We start from the raw sequence: 17947 nt of genomic DNA, 5'->3' as shown, positions 1-17947 counted from the left end.
GTCAGCGGCCGATCGCGTCCAGCTCGGCCAGGTCCCCGGCGGTGAGCTGCAGCCCCGCACCGGCGGCGTTCTCCCGCAGGTGCGCGACCGACGAGGTGCCGGGGATCAGCAGGACGTTCGGCGACCGCTGCAGCAACCAGGCCAGCGCGACCGACATCGGCGTCGCGTCCAGCCGGGCGGCGACCGCCGAGAGCGCCGAGGACTGCAGCGGGGTGAAGCCGCCCAGGGGGAAGAACGGCACGTAGGCGATGCCGTCGGCGGCCAGGGCGTCGATGAGCTCGTCGTCGGCGCGGTGGGCGAGGTTGTACATGTTCTGCACGCACACGATCGGGGCGATCGAGCGGGCCTCGGCGACCTGCTCCGCGGTCGCGTTGCTGACGCCGAGCTGCCGGACGAGGCCCTGCTGCTGCAGCTCGACGAGCGTCTCGAACGGCGCGGCGAGCGAGCCGGCCACCGGCCCCTCGGCGTCGCCGAGCCGCAGGTTCACCAGGTCGAGCACGTCCAGCCCGAGGGTCTCCAGGTCGCCGTGCACCTGGGCGCGGATGTCCGCGGGCTCCCGGGCCGTCGGCCAGCCGCCGTCGGCGTCGCGGGTGGCGCCGACCTTGGTCGCGACGTGCAGCTGCGCGGGGTAGGGGTGCAGCGCCTCGCGGATCAGCTGGTTGGTGATCCGCGGCCCGTAGGCGCCGCTGGTGTCGACGTGGGTGATGCCCAGGTCGACGGCCTCGCGGAGCACGGCGAGCGCGCCGTCGCGGTCGGCCGGCGGGCCCATGACCCAGCGGCCGGCGAGCTGCATGGCGCCGTAGCCGAAGCGGGTGACGGTCAGGTCGCCAAGCGACCAGGTGCCGCCGGGGAGGGTGGTGGAGAGCGTGCCCATGTCCTGCCTCTCTCGGGTGCGGGGGTGGCGCCGGGTGGCTCCACCGGCGAGAGTGGTGCAGTCACTCCCCGACGGGAAGTAGGCACCTGGAAGTGCGTAGCGCACCCAGGCGGCGAGAGGAGCAGCTCGTGACGACGACGACCGCGGCCCAGCAGCGGGCGCTCAGCAAGGCGGAGTACGACGCGTTCCTGGCGGCCTGTCCCAGCCGCCAGCTGCTCGACCGGATCTCCGACAAGTGGGTCACGCTGGTGCTGGCCGCGCTCGGCACCGGCGGCCCGCACTCCGAGGGCGGCCCGTGCAGCGGGGAGCCGCGGGCCATGCGGTACTCGGAGCTGTCCCGCCAGCTGGCCGGGGTCAGCCAGAAGATGCTCACCCAGACGCTGCGCTCCCTGGAACGCGACGGCCTGCTCACCCGCACCGTCACGCCCACGGTGCCGGTCACCGTCTCCTACGAGCTGACCGACCTCGGCCTCTCGCTGTACGCCACGATCCGCAGCCTCAAGGCCTGGGCCCAGGAGCACATGGACGACGTGCTCGCCCGGCGCGCGGCCTACGACGAACGCATCGCCTGACCGGGGGACGGCGACCGGCCGGACGTGGCCGTGCGCACACCCCGAGGGCCCGGCGTGCCTAGACTCCGGCCGAGGCGGCCCCGACCGGGCCGCCCACACGCGGTGGCACCACCGACACCCCGGTGGCCGCCGCCGAGACCGGGGGTCGGTGCAGATGCGGGTCGGAGTCGCGCGAGAGGTCAAGAACCGTGAGTACCGGGTCGCGCTGACGCCCTCGGGGGTCACCGAGCTGGTCGCCGCCGGGCACGACGTGCTGGTCGAGCGGGACGCCGGGGCCGGGTCGTCCATCCCGGACACCGACTTCACCGCCGCCGGCGCCCGGATCGTGCCGACCGCCGACGACGTCTGGGCCGACGCCGACCTGCTGCTCAAGGTCAAGGAGCCGGTCGCGGAGGAGTACGGCCGGATGCGCCCCGAGCAGACCCTGTTCACCTACCTGCACCTGGCCGCCTCCCGCCCCTGCACCGATGCGCTGCTCGCGGCGGGCACCACCGCCATCGCCTACGAGACGGTGCAGACCGACGGCGGGGCGTTGCCGCTGCTCGCCCCGATGTCGGAGGTCGCCGGCCGGATGGCCCCGCAGGTCGGGGCGCACACCCTGGAGCGCGCGCAGGGCGGGCGCGGCGTGCTGCTGGGCGGCGTGTCCGGGGTGCACGCGGCGAAGGTCGTCGTCCTGGGGGCCGGCGTCTCGGGGATGAACGCGGCCGCGATCGCGCTGGGCATGCAGGCGCAGGTCACCGTCCTCGACCGCGACCTGGAGAAGCTGCGCGCCGCCGACCGGCTCTACCGCGGGCACCTGCAGACGGTCGCCTCCAACGCGCTGGAGGTCGAGCGGGCGGTGCTGGAGGCCGACCTGGTCATCGGCGCCGTGCTGGTGCCCGGCGCCAAGGCGCCGACGCTGGTCAGCGACGAGCTGGTGGGCCGGATGAAGCCGGGGTCGGTGCTGGTGGACATCGCCGTCGACCAGGGCGGCTGCTTCGAGTCGACCCGGCCGACCACGCACGACGACCCGACGTTCGGCGTGGCCGACTCGGTCTTCTACTGCGTGGCCAACATGCCCGGCGCGGTGCCGCACACCTCCACCTACGCCCTCACCAACGTCACGCTGCCGTATGTGCTCGCCCTCGCCTCCCAGGGCACCGACGCCGCGGTGACGGCCGACCCGGCGCTGGCCCGGGGGGTCAACGTCGCCAGCGGCCGGCTGGTGCACGAGGGGGTGGCCGCGGCACACGGCCTGCCCTGGGAACCGCTGGGGGAGGTGCTGTCCTGACGGTCGTGCAGACGGGCGCCGGCCCCGACGTGCAGCGGGTGGTGACCGGGTACCTGGACCACCTGACGGTCGAGCGCGGCCTGGCCGCCAACACCATCGCCTCCTACCGCCGGGACCTCCGCCGGTACGCCGAGTTCCTCGCCGCCACCGGCGTGCGCGGCCTGGGCGAGGTGGGGGAGTCCGACGTCGCGGCGTTCCTGGTGGCGCTGCGCTCCGGCGACGACGACCACCCGCCGCTCTCGGCCACCTCGGCCGCGCGGGCGGTGGTCGCCGTCCGCGGGCTGCACCGGTTCGCGCTGCTCGACGGGCTGGTGCCCGACGACGTCGCCGCGCAGGTACGCCCACCGGCCCCGGCCCGCCGGCTGCCCAAGGCGATCCCGATCGAGGAGATCGAGGCGCTGCTGACCGCTGCCGGGTCCCTCGAGGGGCCCCGCGGGCTGCGCGACCGGGCGCTGCTGGAGCTGCTGTACGGCACCGGCGCGCGGATCTCCGAGGCGGTCGGGCTGGCCGTCGACGACCTCGACCTGTCCGCCGCGGCGGTCCGGCTGGCCGGCAAGGGCGGCAAGGAACGGGTGGTGCCGGTCGGCAGCTACGCCGTCCGCGCCGTCGAGGACTACCTGGTGCGCGCGCGGCCGGCGCTCGCCGAGAAGGGCCGGTCCGGGGTGCGCGGGGGAGCGCTGTTCCTCAACGCCCGCGGCGGGCCGCTGTCCCGGCAGAGCGCCTGGACGATCCTGCGGGACGCCGCCGAGCGGGCCGGGATCTCCGCCGAGCTCTCCCCGCACACGCTGCGGCACTCCTTCGCCACCCACCTGCTCGACGGCGGCGCCGACGTCCGGGTCGTGCAGGAGCTGCTCGGGCACGCCTCGGTGACCACCACGCAGGTGTACACGCTGGTCACCGTCGACCGGCTGCGCGAGGTCTACGCCACCAGCCACCCCCGCGCGCTCCGCTGACACCCCCGCGGGGCCCGTCGGCAGACTTGTCGACATCTCGACCGCCAGCCGGTCACGTCTGCTCCCCGGGCTGCCGAGATCAGCAGTGGGAGATCGGTGCGGTGGCTTCCCCCCGCCGTGCTGCGAGGTCTCCCGACGTGGCCGTCGTCCGGCGGCCGCGGGTCCGGGGCCGGCGGACGCCGCCGGTCGGCACCAGCGAGGGAAGAGGGCGCACACCATGTCGACACGAGCCGAGGCGGCGGGGCGCGCGGTCGCGCTCCCGTACGGCGGGGCCCCGGCCGGCGATGCCGAGATGGGGGCGCCGGCCAGCCGGGTCGACCCGGCGAAGGCGCGGCAGCGCAAGCTGCCCGACCCCAAGCCGCTCACGCAGCACGGGCCGGCGCGGATCATCGCCATGTGCAACCAGAAGGGCGGCGTCGGCAAGACGACGTCGACCATCAACCTCGGTGCCGCCCTCACCGAGGCCGGCCGCAAGGTGCTGCTGGTCGACCTGGACCCGCAGGGTGCGCTCTCGGTCGGCCTGGGCATCCCCGCGCAGCAGCTGGACCGCACGATCTACAACGCCCTGATGGAGCCCGCCACGACGCTGGCCGACGTGCGGGTGGCCACCAACGTGCCGGGGCTGGACCTGGTGCCCAGCAACATCGACCTGTCCGCCGCCGAGGTGCAGCTGGTCAGCGAGGTCGCCCGCGAGCAGACCCTGATGCGGGTGCTCGCCCCGATCCGCGCCGAGTACGACTACGTGCTCATCGACTGCCAGCCCTCGCTGGGCCTGCTGACGGTCAACGCGCTGACCGCCGCGCACGGCGTGATCATCCCGCTGGAGTGCGAGTTCTTCTCGCTGCGCGGCGTCGCCCTGCTCGTCGACACGATCGACAAGGTCAAGGAGCGGCTCAACCCGGCGCTGGAGGTGTCCGGGATCCTCGCCACCATGTACGACACGCGGACCGTGCACTGCCGCGAGGTGTTCAGCCGCGTGGTCGAGGCCTTCGGCGACACCGTCTTCCAGACCGTCATCGGCCGCACCGTGCGCTTCCCGGAGACGACGGTCGCCGGTCAGCCGATCACCACCTGGGCGCCCACGTCCTCCGGCGCCGCTGCCTACCGCGACCTGGCCAAGGAGGTCATCGCACTGTGACACGGCGTCCTGTTCTCCCTGGCGCGAGCGAGCTGTTCCGCCGCACCGACACCGCGGCCGTGTCCGCGTCGCCGGTCACCGAGCTGCCGACCCTCGCCGCCGCGCAGTCGTCCCCGGCGCTGCGCGGGGCCAAGCCCGAGCCGGCCGCCGAGCCGCAGACCACGCCGCCGCCGCCCGGCGCCGCGCCGCTCACCCTGGTGCCCGACGTGGCCGGGGGCGCGCCGCGGATCGTCGTCGACGAGCTCGCCGGCCACCGCGCCGGGCTGCCCGCGCCGGCCCCGAGGCCCGCTGCGGGTCAGCGGGCCGACCGCGGTCGCACCCGGCACGAGGAGAAGATCACCGTCTACTGCTCCGCGGAGGAGCTGCTGGCGCTGGAGTCGGCCCGGCTCACGCTGCGCGGCCAGCACGGCGTGGTGGCCGACCGGGGTCGGCTGGTCCGCGAGGCGATCGCCGTCCTGCTGTCGGACTACGAGCTGCACGGCGCGGACTCCGTCCTGGTCCGCCGGCTGCGCAAGTGAGCTGACCCCTCATCCCCCCGTTGATCATCGGCAGATGGCTGTCCGGCGCGCCGACGCAGGGCGCCGGATGCCGATGATCAACGCGGGAAGGGGCGCGCCGCGGTGGCGGTAGGGACTGCTGTGGTCGCGTGGCTGACCAGCGGCCCGTGGCGATCTAGGCTCGGCGCGTGACGACGACGGCGCCGGAGGTGGTCCCCGACGGCCGGTTCACCGTCCGGCTGACCAACTTCGAGGGCCCGTTCGACCTGCTGCTGCAGCTGATCGGCAGGCACAAGCTCGACGTCACCGAGATCGCGCTGTCGAAGGTCACCGACGAGTTCATCGCGCACCTGCGGGCGCTCGGCGACGAGCTGCACCTGGACCAGGCCAGCGAGTTCCTCGTCGTCGCCGCCACCCTCCTGGACCTCAAGGCCGCCCGGCTGCTGCCGGCCGCCGACGTGGAGGACGAGGACGACCTGGAGCTGCTGGAGGCGCGCGACCTGCTGTTCGCCCGGTTGCTGCAGTACCGGGCCTACAAGCAGGCCGCCGAGTTCCTCCGCGCGCGGGAGGCGCAGGCGGCCCGCCGGTTCCCCCGGGACGCGGCGCTGGAGCCCCGCTTCGCCGACCTGCTGCCGGAGGTGCTGCTCGGGGTCAGCCCGGAGCAGTTCGCGGCGCTCGCCGCGCAGGCACTCACCCCCAAGCCCCCGCCCACGGTGAGCGTCTCCCACCTGCACGCGCCGGCGGTGAGCCTCACCGAGCAGCTGGTCCTGGTCCGCGCCCGGCTGGCGGAGGCCGGGACGGCGACCTTCCGGGGCCTGAGCCGGGACTGCGCGCACACCCTGGAGGTGGTGGCCCGCTTCCTCGCCCTGCTGGAGCTGTACCGGCAGCAGCTGGTCACCTTCGACCAGGCGGTCCCGCTGGGGGAGCTGCACGTGCGGTGGACCGGCCCGCAGCTCGTCGACGGCCGGCTCCCGGGGGTCGACGACGACGACCGCGTGGCGGAGTACGCGTGACCGGGCCCGACCTGCCCGATGACCAGCAGACCGGCGACGAGCAGACCGGCGAGGGGCAGCCCGAGGAGCGCCCCGCCTTCTCCTGGGACACCCTCGCCGCCGAGTTCGCCGCCGCCGGCCAGGACGACGACGAGCCACCGGTCGAGGCCTGGGACGCCATCGCCGCCCAGCTGGCCGCCGGCCTGGGCGTGGCCGAGGACGCCACCCCGCCGTCCGACGACGCCCCGCTGTCCGACGACGCCCCGCCCCCAGCCGGGTCCACGGCGTCACCGCTCCCGCGGGGCCCGGCCGCGCCGCCGGTGGAGCTGGTCGTCGTCCCCGAGCGGGAGGCGCCGGTGGAGGAACCGGCGGCCGCGGAACCGGCGCCGGAGGAGCAGTCGCTGGACGACGTCGCCCTGCGCGGCGGGCTCGAGGCGCTGCTGTTCGTCGCCGACGCCCCGCTGGACGAGGGCACCCTCGCCGCGGCGCTGCGCTGCTCGGTGCTGCGGCTGCGCCAGGAGATCCGCGCGCTGGCCGCCGACTACGACGCCCGGGGCGCGGGGGTGGTGCTGCGGCAGGTGGGGGAGGGGTGGCGGCTCTACACCCGGGAGGAGCACGCCCCCGTCGTCGAGCGGCACCTGCTCGGCGGGCAGCGCAGCCGGCTCACCCAGGCGGCGCTGGAGACGCTGGCGGTGATCGCCTACCGCCAGCCGGTCACCCGCGCCCGGGTCTCGGCGATCCGGGGCGTGGGCGTCGACGCCGTCGTCCGCACGTTGGTGACCCGGGGGTTGATCCGGGAGGCCGGCTCGGACCCGGACACCGGGGGCGGGCTGTACGTGACCACCCCGCTGTTCCTGGAACGGCTCGGGCTGACCGGCCTGGACGAGCTGCCGCCGCTGGCCCCGCTGGTGCCGGACACCCGTTCCATGCTGGACGAGCACCCCGATCGGTGAGGGAGGGAGCCCGCCGATCGGTCCGGTCACGGTGCGGCGCGGGGTGCGGCAGCGGGGTGGGAGACTGGCGGGGATGAACACGCACGCAGACGACGAGTCCCCAACCGCGGGCGGCGAGGGCTGGTCGGAGGAGATGGAGCTCGCGCCGGCCCACCCCGGTGACCGGGACACCACCGAGCCCGACGACGACCGCCCCGGCGAACGGCTGCAGAAGGTCCTCGCCCGCGCCGGCGTCGGCTCCCGTCGGGTCTGCGAGGACATGATCGACGCCGGCCGGATCAGCGTGAACGGCGCGGTGGTGATGACCCAGGGCATGCGGATCGACCCCGACACCGCCGTCATCGCGGTCGACGGGCGGCGGATCGACATCCGCAACGACAAGATCACCTATGCGATGAACAAGCCCTCCGGCGTGATCACCGCGATGAGCGACGACCGGAACCGGCCGACCGTCGGCGACATGATGGGCGACCTGGCCGCGGGCCTGGTGCACGTCGGCCGGCTGGACCAGGACACCGAGGGCCTGCTGCTGCTCACCACCGACGGGGAGCTGGCCCACCGGCTCGCCCACCCGTCCTACAACGTGAAGAAGACCTACCTGGCGCAGGTCAGCGGCTCGGTGCCGCGCGACATGGCCCGCCGGCTGCGCAAGGGCGTCGAGCTGGAGGACGGCCCGGTGAAGGTCGACGCGTTCCAGGTCGTCGACACCCACGCCGGCCAGTCCGTGGTGGAGGTCGTGCTGCACGAGGGCCGCAAGCACATCGTGCGGCGGCTGCTGGCCGAGGTCGGGCTGCCGGTCAACCGGCTCACCCGCACCGCCGTCGGCCCGGTCGACCTGGCCCGGATGCGCGTGGGCACCATCCGGAAGCTGACCCGCCAGGAGGTCGGCGCCCTGCACGAGCTCGTCGGTCTGTGAACGCCGACCGCCGGTGCCCCCGAGGGGGCACCGGCGGTCGGGAGAGCGCCAGGAGGGGCGGCCGTCTGTGACAGCCGCCCCTCCGGCCGTCACAGGGGGCGGATCTCCACCGGGGTGCTCAGCACCCGGTCGGTGCCCACCACGCGCGTCGCGCCGGTCAGCTGCACGGGGACCTCGAAGCGCAGGTCGTCGCTGGAGGCGCCGAGCTGGAACACCAGGTCGCCGGGCTCGACGACCCGCTGCATGTCCCGGCCGGTGAACGACGTCCGGTCGGCGTGCACGGTGAACGTCACCCGCGCGGCGGCGCCGGCGGCGAGCTCGACCCGGGCGAAGCCGACGAGCTGGCGCACCGGGCGGACCACGCTGGCCACCGGGTCGTGCAGGTACAGCTGGACGACGTCCGCGCCGTCCCGGTCGCCGGTGTTGCGCACCGTCACCGACACGGTGACCTCGCCGTCGACGGGCAGCTCGGCCGCTCCGGCCGTGCCGTCCTCCCACGCGAAGGACGTGTAGGACAGCCCGTGCCCGAACGGGAAGACCGGGGTCGGGTCCGCGGCGCTGATCCCGCTCTTGGCGCCCAGCGCCGCGTGCAGGTAGGTGTTCGGCGCGCCACCCGGCGTGCGGGCCACCTGGACCGGCAGCTTGCCCGAGGGGTTGACCCGGCCGCTGAGCACACCGGCGACCGCGCCGGCGCCCTCCTCGCCCGGGAAGAAGGCCTGCACGATCGCGGCGGCCCGGTCGACCACGCCACCGAGGGCGTAGGGACGGCCGGTGAGCAGCACCACGACGACCGGCTTGCCGGTCTCCAGCAGCGCGTCGAGCAGCTCGCCCTGCGCGCCGGGCAGCCGCAGGTCGTCGGCGTCGCAGCCCTCACCGGAGGTGCCCCGGCCGAACAGCCCGGCGATGTCGCCGAGCACGGCCAGCACCACGTCGGCGTCCTCGGCGACCCGGACGGCGTCGGCGATGCCGCTGCGGTCGACCTCCTGCACCGGGCAGCCCTGGGCGGTGGTCACCTCGGCGTCGGGGAACTCGGCGCGGACGGCGTCCAGCAGCGTCGGCAGCTCGATGCCCAGCTCCATGTCCGGGTGCTGCACCCCGACGTGGTTGGGGAACGCGTAGCAGCCCATCAGCGACAGGACCTCGTCGGCGGCCGGGCCGACGACGGCGAGCCTGCCCGGGCCGGTCAGCGGCAGGGCACCGGCCCGGTTGTCCAGCAGCACCACCGACCGCTCCGCCATGGTGCGGGCCAGCGCGCGCATGTGCGGCGGGTCGAAGTCGATGGTGGCGCCCTCGCGCAGCGCCGCCGGATCCGGGTCCCAGCCGGCGTCGAGCAGCCCGAGCTCGCCCTTCTGCCGCAGCACCCGCTCCAGCGCGGTGTCCACGACCGCCATCGGCACCTCACCGGAGCGGATCCGCTCCAGCAGCGGCGCGCCGTAGCAGCGCACGGTGGGCAGCTCGACGTCGATGCCGGCGGTCAGCGCCAGCGCGGCGGCCTCGCCCGGGCCACCGGCCACGCCCTGGGTGGTCTCCAGGAAGGAGACGGCGAAGTAGTCGGCGACCACGGTGCCGTCGAAGCCCAGGGTGCCGCGCAGCAGGTCGGTCATCAGCGCGGGGTCGGCGGCCGGCGGCAGGCCGTCGACGGCGGCGTAGGAGTTCATCAACGAGCGGGCGCCGCCCTCGCGGAGCGCGGTCTCGAACGGCGGCAGCACGATGTCGCGGAAGTCGCGCTGGCCCATCCGCACCGGGGCGTGGTTGCGGGCCGCGCCGGAGGCGGAGTACCCGGCGAAGTGCTTCAGCGTGGAGACGATCCCGGCGTCCTCGAGCCCCCGCACGTAGGCGGTGCCCAGGGCGGCGACCAGGTAGGGGTCCTCGCCGATGGTCTCCTCGGTGCGGCCCCACCGGTGGTCGAAGGTGACGTCGAGGACGGGGGACAGGCCCTGGTGCACGCCGACCGACCGCATCAGGTCGCCGATGCCGCGGGCCATCGTGTGCACCGACTCGGCGTCGAAGGACGCCCCCCACGCCAGCGGGATCGGGAACACGGTGGCCTGCCAGGCGGTGAAGCCGGTGAGGCACTCCTCGTGCGCGATCGCCGGGATGCCCAGCCGTGACCCCTCGACGATGCCCCGCTGGGTCTGCGCCAGCACCCGGGCCCCGGTCTCCGGCTCGACCGGGCCGGTGCCGAACATGCGGGTCAGCTGCCCCAGCCCGGGCTTGGTCAGCTCCTCCCACGGCGGCAGCGGCTCGGCGAACTCGTGCTGGTTGGGGGCGACCTCCTCGCCCTCGGAGATCGCCGTCCACACGCCGTACAGCTGGGCGACCTTCTCCTCCAGCGTCATGGCGTCCATGAGCTCGCGCACCCGCTCGGCCAGCGGGCGGGCGGGGTCCCGCCAGCCGGCGGTGGCCTGTGCGGGGTCCTCGGCGGTGTGCTGGTCGTTCGCGTTCGTCACGGTGGTGCTCCTGGTGGTCCGGTTCAGCGGCGGCGAGCTCGGGTCGCCGGTGGTCAGGTACGGGGCGGTGCGGTGGAGGCGCGGGTGACCAGGTGGGTGGCGAGCTCCACCCGCTGGGTGGCCAGCTCCTCGCCGGTGATCAGCTCGGTCAGCACCCGGCCGGCCATCCGGCCCATGTCGGCCAGCGGCTGGCACACGGTGGTCAGCGGCGGGGAGGACCAGCGCGCCATCGGCAGGTCGTCGAAGCCGACCACGCTCAGGTCCGCGGGCACCGAGAGCCCCGCCTGCCGGGCCGCCTCCATGACGCCAAAGGCCTGCTCGTCGCTGCCGGCGAAGACCGCCGTCGGCCGGTCGGGCAGCTCCAGCAGCAGGCGGGCCTGCTCGTAGCCGCCCTCGTGGTGGAAGTTGCCGTGCCGTAGCAGCTGCGGGTCGACGGCGATGCCGGCCCGGTCCAGTGCGGCGCGGTAGCCGTCCAGGCGGGCGCGGCTGCACAGGAAGGGCTCGGGCCCGCCGATGGCCGCGATCCGCCGGTGCCCGAGCTCGATGAGGTGCTCGGTGGCGGCCAGCCCGCCCGCCCAGTTGGTGGCGCCCACGCTCGGCACGTCCTGACCGGGCATGTCCACCGGGTCGATGACGACGACGGGCAGCCGGGAGCGGCCGAGCCGGCGCTGGTCGGCGGGGGTGAGCCGGGAGGTGACCACGATGGCCCCGCGGCGCCCGCCGGCGATGAGCTGCTGCACCCAGTCGTTGCCGGGGGCCTGGCTCAGCGCGTTGACCACGACCTCCAGCCCGCTCTCGGTGATGCCGCGGAGGATCTCGATCGCCCAGGGGCTGTCCAGGGCGGTGAAGACGACGTCGACCAGGAGGCTCTCGGAGGCCTTGCGGGTGAGCGGCACGTAGTTGTGCTGCTCGAGGAACTTCTGCACGTGCGCTCGCGTGGCGGGGGCGACGTCCTGCTTGCCGTTGACCACCTTGGAGACGGTCGGCAGCGAGACGCCGGCCGCCGCGGCGATGCTCGCCAGCGTCGGCCGGCCCACCTGTGGGGCAGCCACTGTCGGTCCTCCCGGGGTCGGCATGCGGGTGCCGGCTGCGTCGAGGCCGCCCCCACGGCAGGCAGCGCCGGGCGGGCCGGCGTCGCTGTCGGCGTGGAAACGGATGCTAGCCACACCTCGGCAATTATCGAAACTCCCTGCCCGCGGCGGCCGGTCCGAGAGGGTGCAGACTGGCGCGATCGAGTCGAATGTCACGGCTTGGACACCGTTCCGTTGCGGAGGTACCCCGTCGTTGACACCGGATCGTGGCGTGTCTTACGTTCTCGCAACTGCCCGAAACTTTCGGTTTTCAACGACGAAACAGGAAGGTGCGTGGGATGAACTCCCGGCGTCTGACCCGTGTGGCCGCATCGGCCACGTCCCTCGTCCTCATCGGCTCCATGGCCGCCTGCGGGTCCTCCGGGCCCGGCGGCGGTGATGGTGGCGGTGGCGGTGACACCGCCACCATCTGGGCGCTGCAGGATGCTGCGCTCCAGCCCATCCTCGAGGGCTCCATCGAGCGCTTCAACGAGCAGTCCGAGACCGGCGAGGCCGAACTCACGACGTTCGGCAACGACCCGTACAAGCAGCGGCTCCGCATCGCGATCGGCACCCCGACCGCGCCGGATCTCTTCTTCAACTGGGGCGGCGGCAACCTCAAGGAGTACGTCGACGCCGGTGAGGTCGAGGACCTGACCCCGCTGCTCGACGAGAACCCCGAGCTGCGCGAGGCGTTCCTGCCCAGCGTCCTCGCCGGCGCGGAGCTGGACGGAACGAACTACGGCCTGCCGATGCGCGGCATGCAGCCGGTGTTCCTCTACTACAACCAGGCGGTCCTCGACGAGGCCGGCGCCACCGTCCCGACCACCTGGGACGAGATGCTGACCGCGGTCGACCAGCTGAAGGCCGCGGGCAAGACCCCGGTCGCCCTGGCCGGCAACCAGGCGTGGACCGAGCTGATGTGGGCCGAGTACCTGCTCGACCGTGTCGGTGGGCCGGAGGTCTTCCAGAACATCCGCGACGACCAGGCCGGCGGCTGGGAGCAGCCCGAGGTCCTCGAGGCCATGACGCTGCTGCAGGACTTCATCGAGCGCGGTGCCTTCGGCACCGACTTCGCCTCCGTCGGCTACGACGTCGGCGGCGCCTCGACGATCCTCGCCCAGGGCGACGCGGGCTTCCACCTGATGGGTTCCTGGGAGTTCACCAACCAGCTGGACCAGAGCCCGGACTTCGTCGCCGCCGGTGACCTCGGCTGGGCGGAGTTCCCGGCGGTCGAGGGTGGCGAGGGCGACCCGTCGAACCTGGTCGGCAACGTGTCGAACTTCTACTCGCTGACCGCCAACTCCGACAGCAAGGAGACGGCCCGCGAGTACCTGCGGACCCAGCTGACCAGCGACGAGTACATCACCGACCTCATCGAGGCCGGGGACGTGCCGCCGGTTCAGGGCATCCGCGACCAGCTCGAGGCCACCGAGAACGGCGACCACGCGACGTTCGTGTACGACTCCACCGTCGAGGCGGACAACTTCCAGCTGTCCTGGGACCAGGACCTCACCTCTGACGAGGCGAACGAGATGCTGGAGCAGCTGTCGCGCTTCTTCCTCGGCGAGATCGACGCCCAGGGCTTCGTCGACGCGCTGGCCGGCTGAGAGATCGAACGAGAGCGGTAGATCATGAAGTCACGAAGGTCATCGGTGCAGACGGGTCTGGAGCGACCGTCTGCCTGGTACGCCACACCGGCACTGCTCTTCTTCGGGCTGTTCGCGCTGGTGCCCATGGTGCTGGTCGTGTACCTCAGCTTCACCGACTGGAGGGGCTTCGGCTTTCCGGGCCTGTCCGGGACGGAGAACTGGACGCGGCTGGCGCAGGACGGCGAGGCGCTCGCCTCGCTGCGGCTGACCTTCGTGTTCATGGTCCTGTCCTGGCTCGTCCAGACCCCGATCGCGCTGGTGATCGGGGTCTGGGCGGCCGGCAGGCAGCGGAACCGGGCGGTGCTGAGCACCCTGTTCTTCCTGCCGCTGCTGCTGTCCACCGCCGCCATCGCCCTGCTGTGGCGGTCGGTGCTCGACACCAACTTCGGCGTCACCCAGGCGTTGCCGTTCCTGGACCGGTTCAACTTCCTCGGTGACACCTCGATCGTCGTCTACACCGTGGTGTTCGTGGTGAGCTGGCAGTACATCCCGTTCCACACGCTGCTGTACCAAGCCGCCACCCGCGGGATCCCGGCCAGCCTCTACGAGGCCGCCACGATCGACGGTGCCGGGCGGTTCAAGCAGTTCTTCTCGATCACGCTGCCGCTGCTGCGCTACACGGTCATCACCTCGTCCGTGTTGATGCTGGTGGGCTCGTTCACCACGTTCGACACGATCCTGATCCTGACCGGCGGCGGTCCCGGCACGGCGACCCGCGTGGCGCCGCTGTACATGTACATCACCGGGTTCAGCGCCTACGAGCTCGGCTACGCGAGCGCCATCGCGGTGCTCCTGCTCGTGCTGGGTGGTGTGCTGTCCCTGGTCGTGACGAGGGCGACCGGCTTCCGCGACATGCAGAGCGAGCAGGAAGGCGCGTGACCGTGGCCCAGACCGCCATCGACCCGGAGACCATCAGCGCGGGCTCGTCCGCCTCCCAGCCGCCCCGCCGCGGCGGCAGTGCGAGCGGCCGCCGGGAGCGGCCCAACTACCTCGCCGGCGTGCTGGCCACCCTGTGGCTGGCCATCGTCGCCGTCCCGCTGTACTACCTGGTGGCGGCGAGCTTCCGCACCCGGACGGACTACCTGTCGACCAACCCGCTGAACCCGCCGGCGGACCCGACCGCGGAGAACTACTCGACGGTCCTCCAGGGCGGCTTCCCGACCTACCTGGTCAACACCGCCATCGTCACCATCGCCACGATCGCGATCGTGGTGGGGCTGTGCGTGCCGGCGGCCTACGCCATCGCCCGCAACACCGGACCCCTGGTGCAGCGCGGCTTCTCGATCATGCTGATCGGCCTCGCCATCCCGGCCCAGGCGACGATCATCCCGGTGTACCTGCTCATCACCCAGATGCGGCTGTACGACACCCTGCTGGCCGTCATCCTGCCGACGGCGGCCTACGCCATGCCGGTGGCGCTGCTGGTGATGACCAACAGCCTGCGGGACATCCCGAAGGAGCTGTACGAGGCGCAGACCCTCGACGGGGCCGGGCCGTTCGCGGTGCTGCGCAGCCTGGTGCTCCCGCTGGCCAAGCCGGCGATCACCACCATCTCGGTGTTCACCGCGCTGAACGCCTGGAACGGCTTCCTGTTCCCCCTGGTGCTCACCCAGTCCAAGGACACCCGGGTGCTCACCCTGGGCCTGTGGGACTTCCAGGGGCAGTTCGGCACCAACGTGCCCGGCCTGCTGGCGGCTGTCACGCTGTCGGTCGTCCCGATCTTCCTGCTGTACCTGTTCGGTCGGCGCTACCTGCTGGGCGGCCTGACGGCCGGCTTCGGCAAGTGACCGCCCGGTACACCTCCTGAACCGCCAGCACTCGAGAGGAAATCCCCTGATGACCAGCCTCCAGCCCACGCGCGAGGACAAGTTCACCTTCGGCCTCTGGACGGTCGGCTGGCCGGCCGCCGACCCGTTCGGCACCGCGACCCGCGCGCCGGTGGACGTGGTCGAGTCGGTGCACCGGCTCGCCGAGATCGGCGCCTACGGCGTCACCTTCCACGACGACGACGTCATCCCGTTCGGCAGCGACACCGCCGCGCGGGACGCGCACATCAAGCGCTTCCGGGCCGCCCTGGACGAGACCGGGCTGGTCGTGCCGATGGTGACGACGAACCTGTTCACCCACCCGGTGTTCAAGGAGGGCGGGCTGACCGCCAACGACCGCGAGGTGCGTCGCTACGCGATGCGCAAGGTCATGCGGAACATGGACCTGGCCGCCGAGCTGGGCGCCCAGACCTACGTGCTGTGGGGTGGCCGCGAGGGCGCCGAGGTCGACATGGCCAAGGACCTCATCGCCGCGCTGGACCGCTACGCCGAGGCCATCGACACGCTGGCCGCCTACTCCGAGTCCCGCGGCTACGGCCTGCGCTTCGCCCTGGAGCCCAAGCCCAACGAGCCCCGCGGCGACATCTTCCTGCCCACCATCGGGCACGCGCTGGGCTTCATCGCCAAGCTCGAGCACTCGCACCTGGTGGGGCTCAACCCCGAGACCGGGCACGAGCAGATGGCGAACCTCAACTTCACCCACGGCATCGCCGAGGCGCTGTGGGCGGGCAAGCTGTTCCACATCGACCTCAACGGCCAGCACGGCCCCAAGTTCGACCAGGACCTGGTGTTCGGCCACGGCGACCTGCTGCAGGCCTTCTCCACCGTCGACCTGCTGGAGAACGGCGGCGTCGACGGCGCCCCGGCCTACGACGGCCCGCGGCACTTCGACTACAAGCCGCTGCGCACCGAGGACATGGACGGCGTGTGGCGCTCGGCCGCGGCGAACATCCGCACCTACCTCATGCTCAAGGAGCGGGCCGCGGCCTTCCGGGCCGACCCCGAGGTGCAGGAGGCGCTCGCCGCCGCGCGCGTGCCGGAGCTGCGGCAGTCCACCCTGGGCGCGGGGGAGACCTTCGAGGACCTGCTGGCCGACCGCTCGGCGTTCGAGGACTTCGACGCCGACGCCGTGGCCAAGCGGGGCGCCGGCGTGGTCCGGGTCGACCAGCTGATGGTCGAGCACCTGCTCGGCGCCCGCTGACCGACGAGGAACCGAACGCAGCAGTGACACGATCGGTGGGGACACAGGTGGCGGGAGCATGACGCTGGTCGCGGGGGTCGACTCGTCGACCCAGTCGTGCAAGGTCGTGGTGCGGGACGCCGAGAGCGGCGCCCTGGTCCGGGAGGGCCGGGCGTCGCACCCCGACGGCACCGAGGTCGACCCGGCTGCCTGGGAGGCGGCGCTGCGGGAGGCGATCGACTCCGCCGGTGGCCTGGGCGACGTCGCCGCGGTCGCCGTCGGCGGGCAGCAGCACGGCATGGTCTGCCTCGACGAGGCCGGCCAGGTGGTGCGCCCCGCGCTGCTGTGGAACGACACCCGGTCGGCCGGCGCCGCGACCGACCTCATCGCCGAGCTCGGCGACGGGGACGACGACGCCGGCCGCCGGGCCTGGTCCGACGCGGTCGGGCTGGTGCCGGTCGCCTCGTTCACCGTCACCAAGCTGCGGTGGCTGGCCGAGCACGAGCCGGAGAACGCGGCGCGGACGGCCGGGGTCTGCCTCCCGCACGACTGGCTGACCTGGCGGTTGGCCGGCTCGCCGGGGCTGGAGGCACTGGTCACCGACCGGGGCGACGCCAGTGGCACCGGCTACTGGTCGCCGTTCACCGGGGAGTACCGCACCGACCTGCTGGAGCGGGCCCTCGGGCACGCCCCGGCGCTGCCCCGGGTGCTCGGGCCGGCCGAGCGGGCCGGGCAGGTGGCCGCGGGTGCGCTGGCCGCCGACGGCGGTGCGGTGCTCGGCCCGGGCTCCGGCGACAACGCCGCGGCCGCGCTGGGCATCAACGCCGAGCCCGGGGACGTCGTCCTCTCCATCGGCACCTCCGGGGTCGTCTCCACCGTCTCCACCACCCCCTCGGCCGACCCCTCGGGGACCGTCGCCGGCTTCGCCGACGCCACGGGCAACTTCCTGCCGCTGGTCGTGACGCTCAACGCCGCCCGGGTGCTGGACGCCACCGCCCGGCTGCTCGGGGTCGACCACGACGAGCTGTCCCGGCTGGCGCTCACCGCACCGGCCGGCTCCGGCGGGCTGGTGATGGTGCCCTACCTCGAGGGGGAGCGGACCCCCGACCGCCCGCACGCCACCGGTGCTCTGCACGGGCTGACCCTGGCCACCAGCGACCCCGCGCACCTGGCGCGGGCCGCGGTGGAGGGCCTGCTGTGCGGGCTGGCCGACGGCCTGGAGGCGATCGCCGCCCTCGGCAACCCGGTCCGCCGGGTGCTGCTGGTCGGCGGGGGCGCCCGGTCCGAGGCGGTCCGCCGTCTCGCTCCGGCGGTGCTCGGCGTCCCGGTGCTCGTCCCCCCGCCGGGGGAGTACGTGGCCGACGGCGCGGCGCGGCAGGCGGCCTGGACGCTCGCCGGCGGGGACACCCCGCCGGTCTGGCCGGCCACCAGCACGGAGACCTACGAGGCCGATCCGGTCCCGCACGTGCGGGAGCGCTACGCCGAGGTCCGGGACATGACCGCCGGACGGGTGTGACCCGCACGCCGTCAGGCCGCACGACCAGTACAGCAAGATGTGACCCCACCCACTCGGATCGTCCGGCACGTTCCTGCCGGTAGGAGGA

16 protein-coding genes are annotated in these 17947 nt (G+C 73.6%); 13 read left to right on the top strand and 3 right to left on the bottom strand.

Annotated features, from left to right (window positions below; translation table 11 throughout):
- Position 1: 1 nt before the first annotated feature.
- Entirely contained in the window at positions 2-874 is an 873-nt protein-coding gene (locus ACI79U_RS10465; protein WP_457067403.1) for an aldo/keto reductase family oxidoreductase, read from the bottom strand.
- Between the two features lie 128 nt (positions 875-1002).
- Here ACI79U_RS10465 and ACI79U_RS10460 point away from each other — a divergent pair, with 128 nt between their 5' ends.
- The 8 genes from ACI79U_RS10460 to ACI79U_RS10425 all read left to right on the top strand — a co-directional run bounded on the left by ACI79U_RS10460 (position 1003) and on the right by ACI79U_RS10425 (position 8165).
- Positions 1003-1446, top strand: a complete 444-nt coding sequence (locus tag ACI79U_RS10460) for a winged helix-turn-helix transcriptional regulator (protein ID WP_457067401.1) — start codon at positions 1003-1005, stop codon at positions 1444-1446.
- 154 nt (positions 1447-1600) lie between these two features.
- On the top strand, positions 1601-2716 hold the full coding sequence (ald, locus tag ACI79U_RS10455; RefSeq protein ID WP_457067398.1) for an alanine dehydrogenase: 1116 nt from the start codon (positions 1601-1603) through the stop codon (positions 2714-2716).
- A gap of 5 nt (positions 2717-2721) precedes the next feature.
- A complete protein-coding gene (xerD, locus tag ACI79U_RS10450) occupies positions 2722-3669 on the top strand; it encodes a site-specific tyrosine recombinase XerD (RefSeq protein ID WP_457067396.1) in 948 nt (315 codons plus the stop codon).
- Positions 3670-3886: 217 nt separating this feature from the next.
- Positions 3887-4807, top strand: coding sequence for a ParA family protein (locus tag ACI79U_RS10445; protein WP_457067395.1), 921 nt, complete (start codon positions 3887-3889; stop codon positions 4805-4807).
- A 59-nt stretch (positions 4808-4866) separates the two neighbouring features.
- Entirely contained in the window at positions 4867-5325 is a 459-nt protein-coding gene (locus tag ACI79U_RS10440) for a hypothetical protein (protein WP_457067392.1), read from the top strand.
- Between the two features lie 167 nt (positions 5326-5492).
- Positions 5493-6317 (top strand): segregation and condensation protein A, encoded by an 825-nt coding sequence (locus ACI79U_RS10435; protein ID WP_457067390.1) that lies wholly within the window; start codon positions 5493-5495, stop codon positions 6315-6317.
- Positions 6314-7249 carry an SMC-Scp complex subunit ScpB gene (gene scpB, locus ACI79U_RS10430; protein ID WP_457067387.1) on the top strand — a complete coding sequence of 312 codons (936 nt, stop codon included), beginning with the start codon at positions 6314-6316 and terminating at the stop codon, positions 7247-7249. The genes ACI79U_RS10435 and scpB overlap by 4 nt, the downstream gene beginning before the upstream one ends.
- A 73-nt stretch (positions 7250-7322) precedes the next feature.
- Entirely contained in the window at positions 7323-8165 is an 843-nt protein-coding gene (locus ACI79U_RS10425) for a pseudouridine synthase (RefSeq protein ID WP_457067385.1), read from the top strand.
- Between the two features lie 89 nt (positions 8166-8254).
- Here ACI79U_RS10425 and ACI79U_RS10420 read toward each other — a convergent pair whose 3' ends face one another.
- Both ACI79U_RS10420 and ACI79U_RS10415 read right to left on the bottom strand, forming a co-directional pair.
- Positions 8255-10615, bottom strand: coding sequence for a beta-xylosidase/alpha-l-arabinosidase (locus ACI79U_RS10420; RefSeq protein WP_457067383.1), 2361 nt, complete (start codon positions 10613-10615; stop codon positions 8255-8257).
- 53 nt (positions 10616-10668) lie between these two features.
- On the bottom strand, positions 10669-11667 hold the full coding sequence (locus tag ACI79U_RS10415) for a LacI family DNA-binding transcriptional regulator (RefSeq protein WP_457067381.1): 999 nt from the start codon (positions 11665-11667) through the stop codon (positions 10669-10671).
- Positions 11668-11984: 317 nt separating this feature from the next.
- Between ACI79U_RS10415 and ACI79U_RS10410 the strand changes: the two genes are divergently transcribed.
- Genes ACI79U_RS10410 through xylB form a run of 5 tightly spaced genes read left to right on the top strand, consistent with a single transcriptional unit; the run spans position 11985 to position 17859 of the window.
- Positions 11985-13295: an ABC transporter substrate-binding protein gene (locus tag ACI79U_RS10410; RefSeq protein WP_457067379.1), complete on the top strand. Its 1311-nt coding sequence runs from the start codon at positions 11985-11987 to the stop codon at positions 13293-13295.
- A 45-nt stretch (positions 13296-13340) separates the two neighbouring features.
- A complete protein-coding gene (locus tag ACI79U_RS10405) occupies positions 13341-14216 on the top strand; it encodes a carbohydrate ABC transporter permease (protein ID WP_457067377.1) in 876 nt (291 codons plus the stop codon).
- On the top strand, positions 14213-15124 hold the full coding sequence (locus ACI79U_RS10400; protein WP_457067375.1) for a carbohydrate ABC transporter permease: 912 nt from the start codon (positions 14213-14215) through the stop codon (positions 15122-15124). Before ACI79U_RS10405 ends, ACI79U_RS10400 begins: the two co-directional genes overlap by 4 nt.
- 49 nt (positions 15125-15173) lie before the next feature.
- Complete coding sequence (gene xylA, locus ACI79U_RS10395) at positions 15174-16364, top strand: xylose isomerase (RefSeq protein WP_457067372.1); 1191 nt, start codon at positions 15174-15176, stop codon at positions 16362-16364.
- A gap of 58 nt (positions 16365-16422) precedes the next feature.
- Positions 16423-17859 (top strand): xylulokinase, encoded by a 1437-nt coding sequence (xylB, locus tag ACI79U_RS10390; RefSeq protein ID WP_457067369.1) that lies wholly within the window; start codon positions 16423-16425, stop codon positions 17857-17859.
- The last annotated feature ends 88 nt before the right edge of the window (positions 17860-17947 follow it).

It is taken from the genome of Modestobacter sp. SYSU DS0904, assembly GCF_054051115.1.
The sequence above is the reverse complement of the archived record's forward strand: the minus strand, read 5'-3'. Positions and strand labels throughout refer to the sequence as shown.